13 protein-coding genes are annotated in these 15,024 nt (G+C 67.4%); 11 read left to right on the forward strand and 2 right to left on the reverse strand.

Translation table 11 applies throughout. The features are described from left to right. Positions 1–1,289: DUF222 domain-containing protein (locus ABIB25_RS12825; protein WP_354528853.1), on the reverse strand; the 1,289-nt coding region annotated here is incomplete at its 3' end. Between the two features lie 322 nt (positions 1,290–1,611). Continuing rightward, the gene (gene trmB / locus ABIB25_RS12830) at positions 1,612–2,340 is read right to left on the reverse strand and encodes a tRNA (guanosine(46)-N7)-methyltransferase TrmB (protein WP_354528854.1); all 729 of its coding nucleotides are present in this window, start codon (positions 2,338–2,340) and stop codon (positions 1,612–1,614) included. Positions 2,341–2,500: 160 nt separating this feature from the next. Between trmB and ABIB25_RS12835 the strand changes: the two genes are divergently transcribed. The 11 genes from ABIB25_RS12835 (at position 2,501) to ABIB25_RS12885 (ending at position 15,019) form a co-directional block, all read left to right on the forward strand. Further along, a complete protein-coding gene (locus ABIB25_RS12835) occupies positions 2,501–3,847 on the forward strand; it encodes an ABC transporter substrate-binding protein (protein ID WP_354528855.1) in 1,347 nt (448 codons plus the stop codon). A 101-nt stretch (positions 3,848–3,948) separates the two neighbouring features. Next, positions 3,949–4,797 carry a carbohydrate ABC transporter permease gene (locus tag ABIB25_RS12840; RefSeq protein ID WP_354528856.1) on the forward strand — a complete coding sequence of 283 codons (849 nt, stop codon included), beginning with the start codon at positions 3,949–3,951 and terminating at the stop codon, positions 4,795–4,797. 1 nt (position 4,798) lies between these two features. Further along, complete coding sequence (locus tag ABIB25_RS12845) at positions 4,799–5,716, forward strand: carbohydrate ABC transporter permease (protein WP_354528857.1); 918 nt, start codon at positions 4,799–4,801, stop codon at positions 5,714–5,716. Between the two features lie 8 nt (positions 5,717–5,724). After that, positions 5,725–7,188 (forward strand): glucuronate isomerase, encoded by a 1,464-nt coding sequence (gene uxaC, locus ABIB25_RS12850; protein WP_354529047.1) that lies wholly within the window; start codon positions 5,725–5,727, stop codon positions 7,186–7,188. Beyond that, positions 7,185–8,585 (forward strand): mannitol dehydrogenase family protein, encoded by a 1,401-nt coding sequence (locus tag ABIB25_RS12855; RefSeq protein WP_354528858.1) that lies wholly within the window; start codon positions 7,185–7,187, stop codon positions 8,583–8,585. The genes uxaC and ABIB25_RS12855 overlap by 4 nt, the downstream gene beginning before the upstream one ends. A gap of 66 nt (positions 8,586–8,651) precedes the next feature. Next, the gene (locus tag ABIB25_RS12860; RefSeq protein ID WP_354528859.1) at positions 8,652–9,479 is read left to right on the forward strand and encodes a sugar phosphate isomerase/epimerase family protein; all 828 of its coding nucleotides are present in this window, start codon (positions 8,652–8,654) and stop codon (positions 9,477–9,479) included. Continuing rightward, positions 9,476–10,576, forward strand: a complete 1,101-nt coding sequence (locus ABIB25_RS12865) for a Gfo/Idh/MocA family protein (protein WP_354528860.1) — start codon at positions 9,476–9,478, stop codon at positions 10,574–10,576. The genes ABIB25_RS12860 and ABIB25_RS12865 overlap by 4 nt, the downstream gene beginning before the upstream one ends. 43 nt (positions 10,577–10,619) lie before the next feature. After that, positions 10,620–11,573 (forward strand): sugar phosphate isomerase/epimerase family protein, encoded by a 954-nt coding sequence (locus ABIB25_RS12870; protein WP_354528861.1) that lies wholly within the window; start codon positions 10,620–10,622, stop codon positions 11,571–11,573. Further along, positions 11,570–12,643: a Gfo/Idh/MocA family protein gene (locus ABIB25_RS12875; protein WP_354528862.1), complete on the forward strand. Its 1,074-nt coding sequence runs from the start codon at positions 11,570–11,572 to the stop codon at positions 12,641–12,643. The genes ABIB25_RS12870 and ABIB25_RS12875 overlap by 4 nt, the downstream gene beginning before the upstream one ends. Positions 12,644–12,668: 25 nt before the next feature. After that, the gene (locus tag ABIB25_RS12880) at positions 12,669–13,688 is read left to right on the forward strand and encodes a LacI family DNA-binding transcriptional regulator (RefSeq protein ID WP_354528863.1); all 1,020 of its coding nucleotides are present in this window, start codon (positions 12,669–12,671) and stop codon (positions 13,686–13,688) included. Positions 13,689–13,732: 44 nt separating this feature from the next. Next, positions 13,733–15,019, forward strand: coding sequence for a lactate racemase domain-containing protein (locus ABIB25_RS12885; RefSeq protein WP_502919810.1), 1,287 nt, complete (start codon positions 13,733–13,735; stop codon positions 15,017–15,019). The last annotated feature ends 5 nt before the right edge of the window (positions 15,020–15,024 follow it).

Below are 15,024 nucleotides of genomic sequence, written 5' to 3' on the forward strand. Positions count from 1 at the left end.
AGGTGGAGGTAGTCGCCGGGCAGGGTGCCCAGCGGCGCCCACTGGTAGGGCACGCGTGGTGCCCGCCAGATCGGCAGCGGGCCGACATCGGTTGCTGCTGAATCATTTTCGCTATTGTCGGGGTTGCTGCGGTTCACGGGGTCATGGATGTCTGTGGCTTCGACTCGGTTGTCGACGTCGTCCGGGGTTCCTGTCGCTTGCTCGGATGTCAGGTCGATATCCGGTTTACCGGCGGGGTGCTCGCCGGTTGGTTCCTGGGTGGTGGAGTCGGAGCTGTCTGGAAGGCCGAGGCCGAGGCCGAGGTCGACGTCGGCATCGGCGTCCGCGGTGGCGCCGCTGGTCTCGTCGGCATCCGCGGTGGGGCCGCCGGTCTCGTCGGCATCCGCGGTGGGCTTCGGATCGCTGGTTGTCCCGTCGGCCGGGCCAGGGTCGGGTGCGGGGGCGGGGTCGGGGGCGTCGCATTTGTTGCGGTCGGCGGCGGGTGCGCACATCGCGCCGAACACCACCCGCAGCGATTCCACGGTCAAATCATCCAGCAGCCCCCACACTTTGGTCAGTCCGTCGGGTCGGCGCGCGCCGATGTGAAATTCCTGCTTGTCGTGGGCGTCCTTCTCCTCCTGCGGCCCGTCGGGGTTGGCGGCGAGGATGATGCTGCGGCACACCTGATCGAACGTCGACGGATCCGCCACGGTGGCTTCGGCGACCAGGAATGTCTCCACCGATTCCCGCAGCTCCTGCGGCACCGACGCGTCGAAGGTTTTGAACACCCCGGTGACCAGGTCGGCGTGTCTGGGTCCGATGGTTCCGGCGTGGACGGCGGCGGCCAGCAGCGGTAGCCGCGCGGGGATGGGGGCGCCGGACATCCCGGTGCCGACGCTGGTCGCTGCGGAGAGGCGGACGCGGGCGGCGGCGTCGGTGCGGCTGATGTTGATGATCTGCCGGACCAGGGAGGTGGTGGACAGTTGCCCGGCGGCGGCGGCGAGGCCGCGGTGGTCCATCTGGGAGATGACGGACACCGACATGCCGTAGAGCCGGCGGGTCTGCATTTCGACGGCGCGCAGCAGGTCCAGGGTGGCGCCGGTGCCGGGGGCGGTCGGGTCCACTTCGAGCAGGCCGTCCACCGCGGTGGCGACGGCGTTGATCGCGGTCTGCGCCGGGCCGGGTTCCCAGTAGGAATCGGCGGGGTCGGGGGCGTCGTCAGGATGGTGCTGCTGGGCGAGGGTGGCTCGCAGGGCCGACCCACCGCGCCGGTGGCACAGGTAGAACCGACAGTCCCCCGAAACGGACACCGGTCGGGGCTGTCGGACCTGGTCAGGCCGGGTGGGAGGGGCTGCGAAGACCGACCCACCACGCCGATGGCACAGACAGAACCGACAGTCGGTCACAACGGACGATCGTCGCAACTAAACGACCTGTTCATGCCGGGTGGGAGTGGCCGCGAAGACCGACCTATGACGGTGCAGGATGGCAGAACCGCATTCCCCCGCAAAAGGCTCGATGTCGGGTGCGCGCAGCTCTTGGTCCCATCCTGGGTGCGCAGCGCGGGCAGGATGGCGCGCGGAGCGACTCCAGGGCGACCACCCCCCACGGCACACCGCGACGCCACACCCGTCAGCGGCGGGCGAACTCGAGGTCGAAGATCTCGCGGCCGGCGGCCAGGCCACGGCGCTCGAAGCGGGTGCGGGGGCGGAACTCCGGCCGCGCGGCCCAGCCGGGATAGGCATTGCGCAGCCCTTTGGTGGTGGCGCAGACGGCGAGCATCTGCTCGGCGTACGGCTCCCAATCGGTGGCCAGCCGGAAGACCCCGCCGCGTCGAAGGCGCGAGGCGACGAGCTCGGTGAACGCCGGGTTCACCAGCCGTCGCTTCAGGTGCTTGGTCTTCGGCCATGGGTCCGGGAAGAAGAGCCAGGCCTCGGCCAGCGCACCGGGCCCGATGAGGTCGGTGAGGATCTGCACGCCGTCGCCGCGCATCACCCGGACGTTCTCGACACCGGCCCGCGCCAGGTGGTGGAAGGTCTGCGCCACACCGGGTTTGTAGACCTCGATGGCCAGCAGGTTGATGTCCTTGCGGGCCAGACCCATCGCGGCTGTCGACTCGCCCATGCCGGAACCGATCTCGATGACCAGCGGCGCAGACCGCCCGAAGATCGCGTCCCCGTCGAACGGGTTCTGGGGGGAGAAGGACTCCGGATCGAGGTACCAGTGGTCGGCGTGCTCGTTCCAGGCGCGCCGCTGCACATCGTTCAGCCGGCCGCCGCGGGGATGGAAGCTGACCACCCGCCGGAAGTGTGCGGGGAGTCCGTCCGCCGGGTTGACGGTCCGGATCCGTGAGTCCTGCATGCCCGCGAGGTTAGGTGGGTGGGCAGGGTGAAAGCGAATCGCCGCAGAACACGGGTCCGTGGCAACTTATGGCAACCGGTTCCCGTATGACGTTCGTCTCTCCTACGGTCGCTCCACACGAACCCGCCAACGTGGACGGGTTCGCCGAGAGGAGTGGATCATGCGTCGATCGCGTCCCACCACCACCGCGGTGGCCATTCTGGCCAGCGCCTCGCTCTTGCTCACCGGCTGCGGCAGCAGCAGCACCAGTGCCGGATCGGGGAGCGGGGGAAGCCTGGACGTCTTCGTCGGGGCCCAGCCCAACTACCCGACACAGTTCGCCGCCTGGTCCAAGGAGGTCACCGCGAAGTTCAAGGCGGCGACCGGGGCCGACCTGACGATCGAGACCTACGCGAGCGCCTCGGACGAGACGACCAAGATCCAGGCGTCGATCGTCAGCGGGAGCGGCCCGGACGTCTACCAGCTGGGCACTACCTTCACGCCGGTCGCCTATGGCACCAAGGGTTTCGTGACTCTGTCGGATGCGGACTGGGCGAAAGTCGGCGGTCGTGCGCGGTTCAGTCCCGAGTCGCTCGGGATGTCCGGGCCGGACGCGAAGACGCAGATCGGCATTCCCGTGGCCACCCGCCCGTTCGGCATGGTCTACAACACCGAGATGTTCAAGGCCGCGGGGATCACCTCCCCGGCGACCACCTGGGACCAGCTCGTCGCGGACGCCAAGAAGCTGACCAGTGGTGACGTCTACGGGCTTGCCATCGCCTACGGCGACACCTATGACCCGTGGAAGTTCATCTGGTCGCTCACCGAGCAGTCCGGTGGTTCGTTCCTGAGCGCGGACATGAAGAAGGCCCAGCTCGACTCGCCGCAGGTCTCCGCCGCCATCACGAGCTACTTCGATCTTCTGGTGAAGGACAAGGTGGTCAGCTCGTCCAGTCCGGGTTGGAAGGACGCCGATGCCCTTTCCGCCTTCGCAACCGGAAAGGCTGCGATCTTCCCGATGGCCACCGGTACCTCGGTGCCCACGCTGGACAAGTCGGTCGTCAAGGGCAAGTACGCCTTCGCCCCACTGCCATCCGTGCCCTTCGGACTGACGGCCCGTCCGGCCGGTGCGCCGGCCGCCCAGAGCATCGTCTCGGGCGACAACGTGGCCATTGCCGCGTATTCCAAGAACAAGGACCTCGCCTTGGCCTACGTCAACCTGATCACCAGCACCGATATGCAGGTCTCGCAGTTCACCTACTTCGGCAACCTGCCGACCAGTGTCGAGGCCAGCGCAAAGGTCGCCGCGGCCAACCCGCTGCTGGCTCCCTTTACCGAGGCCGAGAAAGGTTCGACACCAACGGCTTTCACCGGCGCCTGGGCCGACTTCCAGAACGGGATCACCAATGTCGTCGTCCAGTCGCAGCCATCACTGGCCAAGGGCAGCTACGACACGAGTGCACTCGCCGCGCTGCTGAGCAGTGCCAACGCCAAGGCCCAGTCGAGCTTGGACCGAGCCAACAAATGAGTACCGACACCAAGGTGCCCTGGACGGTAACGACCGAGCCGCGGCCACGGCCCGAAAAGCCGAGGAAGGCCCGAACGGTCGGCGGGCGGCCGCTGTGGTTGATGTCGCCGACCCTCGTCCTCCTGACGCTCGTCATCGTGGTGCCGTTCCTGATCGCTGTCGTCATCAGCTTTCTCGACCTCGATCAGTACAGTCTCCGCTCGTGGTTCGGCGCACCCTTCCTCGGGCTCGACAACTACTTCGAGTCGTTCCGCTCGTCGGGCCTTCTGCATTCCATCTGGGTCAGCCTGTCGTTCTCCGTCCTGACCACCTTGGTCTGCGCGCCGATCGGATTGCTGGCAGCATTGGCGGTGAACACAAGGTTCCGTGGCCGTTTCCTGGTGCGCTCGGCATTTCTGATCCCCTTCGTGCTTCCGTCGTTCGTGACGGCCACGGTCTGGCGGTTCATTCTTCGGCCGGACGGTGTTTTCAACGAGGTACTGGCCAAGTTCGGAATCGACGGCGGTCAATGGCTGATCGGTGACAAGGCCTTCTGGGCCCTGGTCATCGTAGACATCTGGGCTGCCTGGCCGTTCGTCTACATGATGACGATCGCCGGCCTGCAGAGCATCCCCAACGAATTGTACGAAGCGGCCGACATGGACGGCATCACCTGGATGCAGAAGATCCGGTACGTGGTGATCCCGCAGATCCGTCATCAATTGGCGCTGGGCCTGCTGCTGTCGACGCTCAGCCATTTCAACAACTTCACCCTGCCGTTCGTCCTTTTCGGCACGCCTTCCCCTGATCCCGCACTGACCCTTCCGGTGAACATCTACCAGACCTCCTTCCAGACTTTCCGGTTCGGGCTGGGCAGTGCCATGTCTGTCGTCTCGCTGATCCTGATGATCGTGCCCGCGGTGTTCTACCTGCGGGCCTCCAAGTTGACCGCCGCACCCGGGGAGGACTGACATGACCACCGTTTCCGGCATCGAACCGCGGAGTAGCGGGAAGACCCGCACCAACCTCCGCCGGGATCGCGATCCGCAGCGTCTGCTGCCCCGTTGGCTGCAGTTCGTGACGATCGCCGTCCTGCTGCTGTTCCTGCTCCCGGTCGTCTACATGCTGCTGATCTCGGTCAGTCCTGATCTCGACGCCGCGGCCGGGAAGATCTGGCCGAGTACGTTCCTCTTCCGGAACTACCTGGATGTGTGGTCGACCGTTGACCTGGCCAAAGGTCTGGTCAACAGCCTGATTGCCTCGTTGTCGGCTGCCGTCATCGCCACCTTCTTCGGGCTGGGCGCCGCCTACTGCCTGACCCGTTTCAGCTTCCGCGGACGCGCACCCTTCCTGAGTTCCCTGGTCGGCTTGCAGTCGATCCCGGGCGTGATGATCATCCTGCCGCTCTTCGTGGTGTTCTCCTCGCTCGGATCTGCGCTCGGCATCCCGATCGTCGGTTCTCGCCCGGCACTGATCCTGACCTACCTGACGTTCGCCATCCCGTTCGCCACCTGGTTGTTGGTCACCAACCTGCAGCAGATTCCGGTGGCGTTCGAAGAGGCCGCGATGATCGACGGTCTGACCCGGTTCGGTGCGCTGCGGAAGATCATCTTCCCGTTGATGATCCCGGGAATGGTGGTCACGCTGGTGTTCTCGCTGCTGGTCGGCTGGAACGACGTACTGTTCGCCAGTGTGCTGACGACCCCCGACACGCAGACGGTGGCCATCCAGTTGTCGGCGTTCGCGTCGACGACGGAGGGTGGCGCGCTCCCGTTGTACGGCCAGCTGATGGCGGCCTCGTTGATCTCCGCGGCGCCCGTGGTGATCCTGTACATGATCTTCCAGCGTCAACTCGTGGGTGGCCTGACCGCCGGCGGGGAAAAGGGCTGACCATGACGATGACCGAACCGAAGACCAGCGAGAATCCCGAGCGGGCCGCAGTTCCCGTGCGCGCCGCACCGCTGAACCTGCACGAGGATCGCCTGCTGCCCAGCGAACCCCGCACCAGGGGGATCGCGCGCGAGTTGTACGCCGCAGTGCGCGACCGCCCGATCATCTCGCCGCACGGTCATGTCGATCCCGGCATGCTGCTCGCCGACGAGCCCTTCGCCGATCCGACCAGCCTGCTGGTGCAACCGGATCACTACGTCACGCGGATGTTGCACGCCAGCGGGATCTCCCTGGCCGAACTCGGGGTCGGTCGGGGACCACTGCCCGAGGACAAGGCACGTCAGGCCTGGCGAATGCTCTGCGGCAACTGGGATCTCTTCCGCGGCACCCCGATGCGGTACTGGTTCGACTCCGAGCTCGGCGGCATCTTCGGCGTCACGGAACGTCCGAGTGCGCAGAACGCCGACCGTCTCTACGACCAGATCGCGGCCAAGCTGGCCGAGACCGCCTTCCGGCCGCGGGCGTTGCTGGCGCAGTTCGGCATCGAGGTGCTGGCCACCACCGACGACCCGTCGGACGGCCTGCTGGCCCACCAGGCCATCGCGGCCGACCCGACCTTCCCGACCCGCGTGATCCCGACCTTCCGGCCCGACCGCTACCTCGAACCGGCGGGGGCCGGTTGGGTCGGCGACGTCGACCGGCTGGGGCGCTCGGCCGGAACGGAGGTCGGCGACTTCACCGGGTACATCGCGGCCTTGGAGGAACGGCGACGGTTCTTCATCGCCAACGGTGCGGTGTCTGCCGACCACAGTCATTTCGATCTGCGGACCACACCGCTGGAACCGTCCGAGGCTGCGCGGATCTACTCGAGTGCCCGGGTGGGAGAGGCCACCGACGCCGAGAGCACCGCATTCCGGCGGCACATGCTGCTGGAGATGGCCCGGATGTCCTGCGACGACGGGTTGGTGATGACGGTGCACCCCGGGGTGCATCGCAACCACCACCCGGCGACGTTCGCGGCTTTCGGGGGCGACACCGGGCACGACATCCCGGTCGCCACGGAATATACGAATGCGTTGCAGCCCTTGCTGGAACGCTACGGCACCCACCCGAATCTGCATCTGGTGCTGTTCACCGTCGACGCCGATGCGTTCAACCGGGAGATCGCACCGCTGGCCGGCTTCTATCCGTCGGTGTACATCGGGGCGCCGTGGTGGTTCCTCGACAACCCGACCGAGATTCGCAGCTTCCAACGATCGGTCTCGGAGATCGCCGGTCTGTCAAGGCTTTCCGGATTCATCGACGACACCAGGGCCTTCTGTTCGATCCCGGCGCGGCACGACATGTCCCGCCGGCTCGACGCCGGGTTCCTGGCCGAGCTGGTGGCCGAGCACCGGCTGGACCTGGACGAGGCGATCGACAGCCTGTCCGACCTGGTGACGGCGCAGCCGCGGAAGGTGTTCAAGCTGTGAACGGGACCGCGAGTGGCTCTGCTGCCGGCGATCCCGTCCCCGATCTCACCCGTGGGCCGGCCGATCGGGTCCCGCCGGTTCGCCTCGTGCACCTGGGGTTGGGCAACTTCTTCCGTGCGCACCAGGCCTGGTACACCGCCAACGCGCCGGACGCCGCCGACTGGGGCATCGCGGCGTTCACCGGTCGCTCGACACGACTGGCGGACGAGCTCACCGCGCAGGACGGGCTCTACACACTGATCACCCGTAGCGCCACGGGCGACTCGGCCGAGATCCTCGGCAGCCTCGTGAGAGCCCACGCGGGAACCGATATCCATCCGCTGGTCCGCTATCTGGCCGATCCAGCGGTCGCCGTGGTGACGTTGACGGTGACCGAGGCCGGATACGTCCGGGGGGCCGATGGCCACCTCGACCTGTCCAGGCCGGAGGTGGTGGCCGATCTCCGCGCGCTGCAGGAGGGACTGTCGCCGCTCGTCCTGCAGACGGCCCCGGCCCGGCTTGTCGCAGGGCTGGCCGCCCGGCGGGCTTCCGGCGCCGGCCCGTTGGCCGTCGTCTCCTGTGACAATTTGCCGGACAACGGACACGTGATCGCCCTGGTGGTCGGAGATCTCGCCGATCAACTCGATGCTGGGCTGCGGCAGTGGATCGACGTGCACGTCAGCTTCGTGACGACGATGGTCGACCGGATCACCCCGGCGACCATCGACGGGGACCGTGCCACGGCCGCGGAACTGACCGGCAGGACCGATGCCGCACCGGTCGTCACCGAACCGTTCAGCGAGTGGGTGCTGTGCGGTGACTTCCCGGCCGGCCGGCCGGGATGGGACAGCGCCGGGGCCAGGTTCGTCCCGGACGTCGTCCCGTTCGAGGAGCGAAAGCTGTGGCTGCTCAACGGTGGTCACAGCCTGCTGGCCTACGCCGGCAGTGCGCGAGGACATCTCACCATCGCCGAGGCGATGGCCGACCCGGTCTGCCGCGGCTGGCTCGACGAGTGGTGGCAGGAGGCAACGCCCCACCTGACGTTGCCCGCATCCGAGAACGCCGACTATCGCGATGCTCTCGTCGCCCGGTTCACCAATCAGGCGATCCGGCATCTGCTGGCCCAGATCGCCGGGGACGGTTCGCAGAAGATCGCCGTCCGGATCCTGCCGGTCCTGCGGCTGGAGCGGAAGGCCGGTCGGATGCCACCCGGTGCGGTTCGGGCCGTCGCCGCCTGGATCAATCACCTGCGCGGGGCCGGGGCGCCGGTCAAGGACTCGAAGGTCGACGTCGCCGACCTGGCCGCCGGGTCCTTGGACGAGGCCGTCACCGGGGTCCTGGAGTTCCTCGACCCGAGCCTCGCCGCCGATGGTGAACTGCTGGCCGCTGTCGCGACCGCCTGCCGCGAGCTGAGCTGAAAACTGCAGGACAGCACTACCCACCATTCATCGGGAACGCAATCACACCAAGGAGTACACACCACCATGTGGACACTGTCGGGATTCGCCGACGAGATCGACCCGGACCTGGAGACCCAGTGCCGGGTCCTGGACCAACTCGGCATCACCTTCCTCGAACTCCGTTCCGCCTGGGACACCAACGTTCTCGACCTGGCCGACGAGCAGCTGGCCGAGGTGGAGGAGATCCTGGCCGCTCACTCGATCGCGGTCTCGTCCATCGGGTCGCCGATCGGCAAGATCAACATCGAGGACGACTTCGACGAGCACCTCGTCCGCTTCGACCGGGCGCTGCAGGTGGCGACCCGACTCGGCGCTCCGTACATTCGGATCTTCTCCTTCTTCCTGCGCACCGACCAGCGCCCGGTCGATCATCGGGACGAGGTGATCCGCAGGATGACGGTGATGGCGGAGCGTGCTCGGCCGACGGGGGTGGTGCTGCTGCACGAGAACGAGAAGGAGATCTTCGGTGACATCCCGGAGCGGGTACTGGACATCGTCGAATCGGTGAACCTGCCGAGCCTCAAGCTGGCCTGGGATGCCGCCAACTACGTGCAGGTCGGGGTCCGCCCGTTCACGCAGGGGTACGAGCGGCTCCGACCGCACACCGTGTACATCCAGGTCAAGGACGCGCTCGCGGCCAACGCCGAGGTGGTCCCGGCCGGCGAGGGCGACGGCGAGGTACGGGAGACCATCCGCGCGCTGCTCGCCGACGGGTATGACGGCTTCTTCTCCATGGAACCGCACCTGGCGGCCGTCAACCCGCTCGGCGGCTTCTCCGGCACGGACGAGTTCGTCAGAGCCACCAAGGCTTTCACCGCCATCCTCGACAGCGAAGGGATCAGCTACGCATGAGCACCGTCCCCGACAACAGCACAGCCCTTGACACGAATACAGCCGGAACGCCGATCAGGTTCGCCGTCATCGGCGCGGGCGTGATCGGCCGGGTGCACTGCCGCGCCCTGACCAATCTCACCGGGGCGGCCGAACTGGTTGCCATTGCCGACAGCCACCCGGACCGGGCCGCGACGCTGGCACAGGACTTCGGAATCACCCACCACACCGACGATGTCACCGCGCTGCTTGCGCGATCCGACATCGACGCGGTGACGATCTGCACCCCGAGCGGTCTGCACGCCGATCTCGCCGTCGCTGCGCTGGACGCCGGCAAGCACGTGGTGATCGAGAAACCGATCGACATCTCGCTGGCCGCGGCGGATCGCATCATCGATGCCGAGAAGCGGTCGGGCCGGACGGTGACGGTGATCAGCCAGCACCGGTTCGACAAGTCGACCGAGAAGGTGTTGGAGGCGGTCCGCGCCGGGAACCTGGGCACCATCACCTCGGCGATCGCCTCGCACGCGTGGTGGCGGGGCCAGACCTACTACGACTCGGGTGACTGGCGCGGTACGTGGGCCCTCGACGGTGGCGGCGCCATCATGAACCAGACGGTGCACACCATCAACCTGCTGGTCACCGCGGTCGGCACGCCGGTCGAGGTGTTTGCCCACACCGCGTGTCTGGCCCACGAGCGGATCGAGGTGGAGGACACCGCGGCAGCCGTGGTGAAGTTCGCGTCCGGGGCACTGGGCATCATCCATGGGACGACCGCGGCCTACCCCGGGCTGGATGCCAGCCTGCGCCTCTTCGGATCCAAGGGATCTGCGGTGATCTCGAATGACGAGCTGACGTTCTTCCACGAGAACGTGGGCCCGGCGCCGGAGATCAAGCTCTCGTCGGGCACCGGCAGCAACCAGGTGACGGCGGACTTCGCTCTGGATCCGAGCGACGCCGGGCTGGGGGATGCGCACCAACGGCAGCTGGCCGACTTCATCGAGGCGGTGCAGACCGGCGGGCGGCCACGGGTCGGCACCGGTGACGCCCGCACGTCGCTGGCTGTCATCCTGGCCCTCTACCAATCCGCGCGGACCGGGTTGCCCGTCGCCCTGTAACCGCCCCATCCCGTTCGATCGACACCTTGAGGAAGAGGCAGACATGAGTACCCGAGGCCGCTTGGCCGTCAACCCGATCGCCTACTGGCTGGCCGGCGGGACACCCGACCGATCCACCGCCACCCTTGGCCGGGCCTTCACCGAACTCGCCGAGATCGGTTACCAGGCCGTGAAAGCCGACGTCCCCACCGACATGGCCGCGCAGGACTACCGGCCCTGGCTGGACACGTTCGGACTGGTGCCGGCGCTCAGCCTGTTCAGCGGATCCTTCGCAGACCGGAATACGCACCGCGAGATGGCAACCACAGCAGGCAGATTCGCTGCTGTGCAGGCCTCGCTCGGCCAGTCGGTCTGCATGATCTCGACCGTCGAACCGCCGGGATCGCCGCGTATGTCGCATCCGGCCGTCGGGTCCGGCTTCGACGCGGCCCGGCTGGCAGCGGTGGTCGACGGGATCGGCGCCTCGTGCCGGGCCATGCTCGCCGAGGGCGTCCGTCCCGCACTGCATCCGCACGTCGGCGGCTGGGTCGAGACCGAGGTCGAGGTCAGGACGGTGCTCGACGAACTCGGTCCGGACCTGCTGGCGTTCGGTCCGGACACCGGCCACATGTCCTGGGCCGGCATGGATGTGCCGTCGGTGCTGCAGCAGTACGCCGACCGGATCGTCGGGATCCACCTCAAGGACACGTTCCGTGCCGGCATCGAACGTGCCGCGCGCGACGACCTGGACTACCGCGAGGCCACCAGGGCCGGCCGCATCTGGGCCGAACCGGGACTCGGCCAGGTCGATCTGGCGGCCTGTGTCGAGGCCCTCGGGTCCGGGTTCACCGGCGACTACATGATCGAGGTCGACGTACCGTCGCTTCCGTTGCGCCAGTGCCATCAGATGGCGTACGACTGGGCGATGGCCACTCTTCCGCCCGCCTCCCTCGTCGACGGATCGATGTCGGGTGAGTCGATGCCGGGTGGTTCGACGTCTAGTGGCTCACCCGCGTGACGCTGCGGGTTGCGCTGGCCGGGTGCGGCGTCATCTCCGTCCAACATCTCGAGGCCATCACTGCAGCGCCGGGGGCGGAGCTGGTGGCCGTCTGCGACACCGACCCGGAGCGGGCGAGAACCACTGCGCTGCAGCACCGGTGCCGCGAGTACGGTGACTTCGAGCAGATGCTGGACGTCGAGCGGCCCGACGTCGTGCACGTCTGCACACCGCACTTCCGGCACGCGCCGATGGCGATCGCTGCGCTCGGCCGGAATGTCAACGTCCTGCTCGAGAAGCCCCTGGCCACCACGGTTGCCGATGGGGAGGCGGTGGCCAGGGCGGCCCGGACCAGCCCGGCCATCCTCGGGGTCTGCTACCAGAACCGTTACAACAACACCGCGAGAGCGATGCGCGACCTGATCGACGGCGGCACTCTTGGCCGGCCACGGGGCGGCCGGGCAACGGTGAACTGGTTCCGCGACAACGGCTACTACTCGCGGAGCCCGTGGCGCGGGACCTGGGCCCGGGGCGGTGGCGGGGTGCTGATCAACCAGTCCATCCACACCCTGGATCTGCTGCAGTGGTTCCTCGGCGACGTCGTCGAGATCAGGGGCCGGGCGGACCGGTTGGCGCTGGACGACCCGGTCGAGGTCGAGGACACGGCCAACATCGTGCTGCGGCATCACGGTGGTGTCGGCTCGATCTTCCACGCCACCAACGCCTATGTCGACGATGCGTCGGTGATGGTCGAGGTGCTGACCGAGCACGCCCGGGTGCGGCTGGAGAAGGATCTGATCGTCACCTCGGTCGACGGCACCACCAGGGTGATTCCGGAGGAGGGGACCGCCACCGGCGCCAAGGCCTATTGGGGCCTCTCGCACGCTCTGCTGATCGAGGACTTCTACCGCCACGTCGAGCAGCGGCGGCCGTTCTGGATCGACGCCGAAGAGGCCCTGAAGACGCTCCGCATCGTGACGAGCGTGTACCGGCAGTCGGACTGTCCGCCCTCGCCCGATCGAGTGTCGCTGCCCATGGTGTCCGCTGCCACTGGCCGGAGCGGGCCTTACAGTGGGAGCGGATGTTGCTGATGCGGGTGAGACCAACGAGGTTGACATGGGAGACGACGCCGACGTGCCGAGATCACCCACCATCTATGACGTCGCCCGCGAGGCCGGCGTCGCAGCGTCCACGGTTTCCCGCGCCTTCGCCCGGCCAGGGCGTGTCAACACCGTTACCGCCGAACGTGTCCGGGTAGCAGCCGAGAGCCTTGGCTACCGGGTCAATCCGTTGGCCAGGGCCCTGCCGACCGGAAAGACGTCGATCATCGCGCTGACCATCTCCGATGTGACGAACCCGTTCTACACCGAGATCATCCAGGGGGCACAGTCCGCCGCGGCAGCGGCCAACTTCACGATGGTCTTGGCCGACGGTCAGGAATCCGAGGTGCTGGAACGTGAAGCGCTCGAACGGGTCATCCCGATCGTCGAGGGTCTGGTGCTGGCGACCAGTCGGATGTCCGACGCTGCGATCAAGATGACCGCGCGGCAGAAGCCGATGGTGGTGCTCAATCGCTCGATCCCCGAGTTGCCGAGCCTGACCACCGACAATCTGTCCGGCGTCCGTCAGGTGGTGGAATATCTCGTCCCGCTCGGTCACCGCTCGATCACCTACGTGGCCGGCCCCGAAGCATCCTGGGCGGACGGGGCGAGGTGGCGGGCGCTGGTGGAGGTCGGAGCGAAACTGAAGGTCGCGGCCCGTCGCATCGGCCCGTTCCCACCCACGGTCCGCGGCGGTCAGGAGGCTGCGATCAAACTGTCCCAGCACCTGCCGACCGCGGTGCTGGCCTACAACGACCAGGTCGCCATCGGGGTCATCAAGAGGCTGGCCGCGGCCGGCATCGACGTGCCGGGGCGGGTCAGCGTCATCGGCTTCGACGACATCTTCGCCTCCAGTCTGACCACCCCGGCGCTGACCACCGTCGCGGCGCCGCTGCGCCAGATGGGGATCATCGCGGTCCGCAATCTGCTGGCCGTGATCAGGGGAGCCAAACCCATTGCCGGCACCGCACTGATGGTTCCGACACACTTGATCGAACGCGGGTCGGCCGGTCCGGCCCGTGACCGGAAGGACTGAACGTGACCTTGGTCTCCACTGCATCGAACGCACCACCCCTGACGATGATCGGCGCCCCCGGTGTGGAGCTGACGCCGGCGGAGGTGACGGCGTTCATCGGTACCGCGCTGGCCGAGATCGACTTCACCGGCAAGCGTGTCGCCCTCGTCGTCCCGGACGGGACGCGCACCTGCCCACTTCCGTTGCTGCTGGGGGCGATCCATGACACGGTCGGCGACAAGGCCTTCTCGGTCACAGTTGTCATCGCACTCGGCACCCACCAGGGGATGAGCAACGAGCACCTGGCGCGGCATCTCGGATATCCGATAGGTGAAGCGGAGCAGGTATATCCGGGCTGGACGGTGGTCAACCACGAGTCGTGGCTCCCGGAGACGTTCGTGACGCTCGGCACCATCACCGCAGCCCGGCTGAGCGAGTTGACCGGCGGTCTGCTGAACGGGCCGGCGGTCGACGTCCGGATCAACCGGCACGTCGCAGACGCAGACATCGCGCTGGTGGTCGGGCCGGTCTTCCCGCACGAGGTGGTCGGCTTCTCCGGCGGCAACAAGTACTTCTTTCCCGGCGTGTCCGGCCAGGAACTCATCGACCTGTCGCACTGGGTCGGTGCGCTCATCACCAGCGCCGATATGATCGGAACCAGTGGGATCACACCGGTCCGGGCGCTGATCAACGAGGCCGCCGCCATGATCCCGACCCAGCGGCTGGCGTTGTGCATGGTGGTGGCTTCCGGGACCGATACGTTGCACGCCATCGCTTTCGGTGTGCCGGAGGACTCCTGGGCGGCCTGCGCGGCGGTGTCGGCGCAGACCCATGTCACCTATCGCGACGCACCGGTCCGCCGGGTGCTCTCGATCATGCCGAGCAAGTACGAGGACATCTGGACGGCGGCCAAGGGTTTCTACAAGCTGGAACCCATCGTCGCCGACGGCGGCGAGGTGATCATCTACGCGCCGCACATCACCCAGATCTCCGTCATGCACCCGCACATCGCCGAGATCGGTTATCACAACCGTGACTACTTCCTCGGCCAGTGGGAGCGGTTCGAAAAGGTGCCGTGGGGCGACCTGGCGCACTCGACGCACCTACGCGGGCAGGGCACCTGGAGCGTGGCCGACGGCGAGCGCAACCGGGTCACCGTCACGCTGGCCACCGGCATCCCGGAGGACATCGTCCGGTCGGTGAACCTCGACTACCTCGATCCCGCGTCGATCGACATCGCCGCCTGTGAGGCCGATCCCCATACCTTCGTCGAGGCGCACGCCGGCGAGGTGCTGTACCGGCTGCGGCCGCCCTCGGGGATGCCGGCACCCTCGGCGGCGTTGCCCGGATGAGCGCC

The sequence above is a fragment of the Nakamurella sp. UYEF19 genome, assembly GCF_040546275.1.
Lineage (GTDB): Bacteria > Actinomycetota > Actinomycetes > Mycobacteriales > Nakamurellaceae > Nakamurella.

Bases quoted from the DNA above. Each gene is read 5' to 3' on its own strand.
- ABIB25_RS12865 (WP_354528860.1), top strand. From the start codon at position 9,476: ATGAGCACCGTCCCCGACAACAGCACAGCCCTTGACACGAATACAGCC.
- ABIB25_RS12860 (WP_354528859.1), top strand. From the start codon at position 8,652: ATGTGGACACTGTCGGGATTCGCCGACGAGATCGACCCGGACCTGGAG.
- ABIB25_RS12845 (WP_354528857.1), top strand. From the start codon at position 4,799: ATGACCACCGTTTCCGGCATCGAACCGCGGAGTAGCGGGAAGACCCGC.
- ABIB25_RS12870 (WP_354528861.1), top strand. From the start codon at position 10,620: ATGAGTACCCGAGGCCGCTTGGCCGTCAACCCGATCGCCTACTGGCTG.
- ABIB25_RS12835 (WP_354528855.1), top strand. From the start codon at position 2,501: ATGCGTCGATCGCGTCCCACCACCACCGCGGTGGCCATTCTGGCCAGC.
- ABIB25_RS12840 (WP_354528856.1), top strand. From the start codon at position 3,949: ATGTCGCCGACCCTCGTCCTCCTGACGCTCGTCATCGTGGTGCCGTTC.
- trmB (WP_354528854.1), bottom strand. From the start codon at position 2,340: ATGCAGGACTCACGGATCCGGACCGTCAACCCGGCGGACGGACTCCCC.
- ABIB25_RS12880 (WP_354528863.1), top strand. From the start codon at position 12,669: ATGGGAGACGACGCCGACGTGCCGAGATCACCCACCATCTATGACGTC.
- ABIB25_RS12885 (WP_502919810.1), top strand. From the start codon at position 13,733: ATGATCGGCGCCCCCGGTGTGGAGCTGACGCCGGCGGAGGTGACGGCG.
- uxaC (WP_354529047.1), top strand. From the start codon at position 5,725: ATGACCGAACCGAAGACCAGCGAGAATCCCGAGCGGGCCGCAGTTCCC.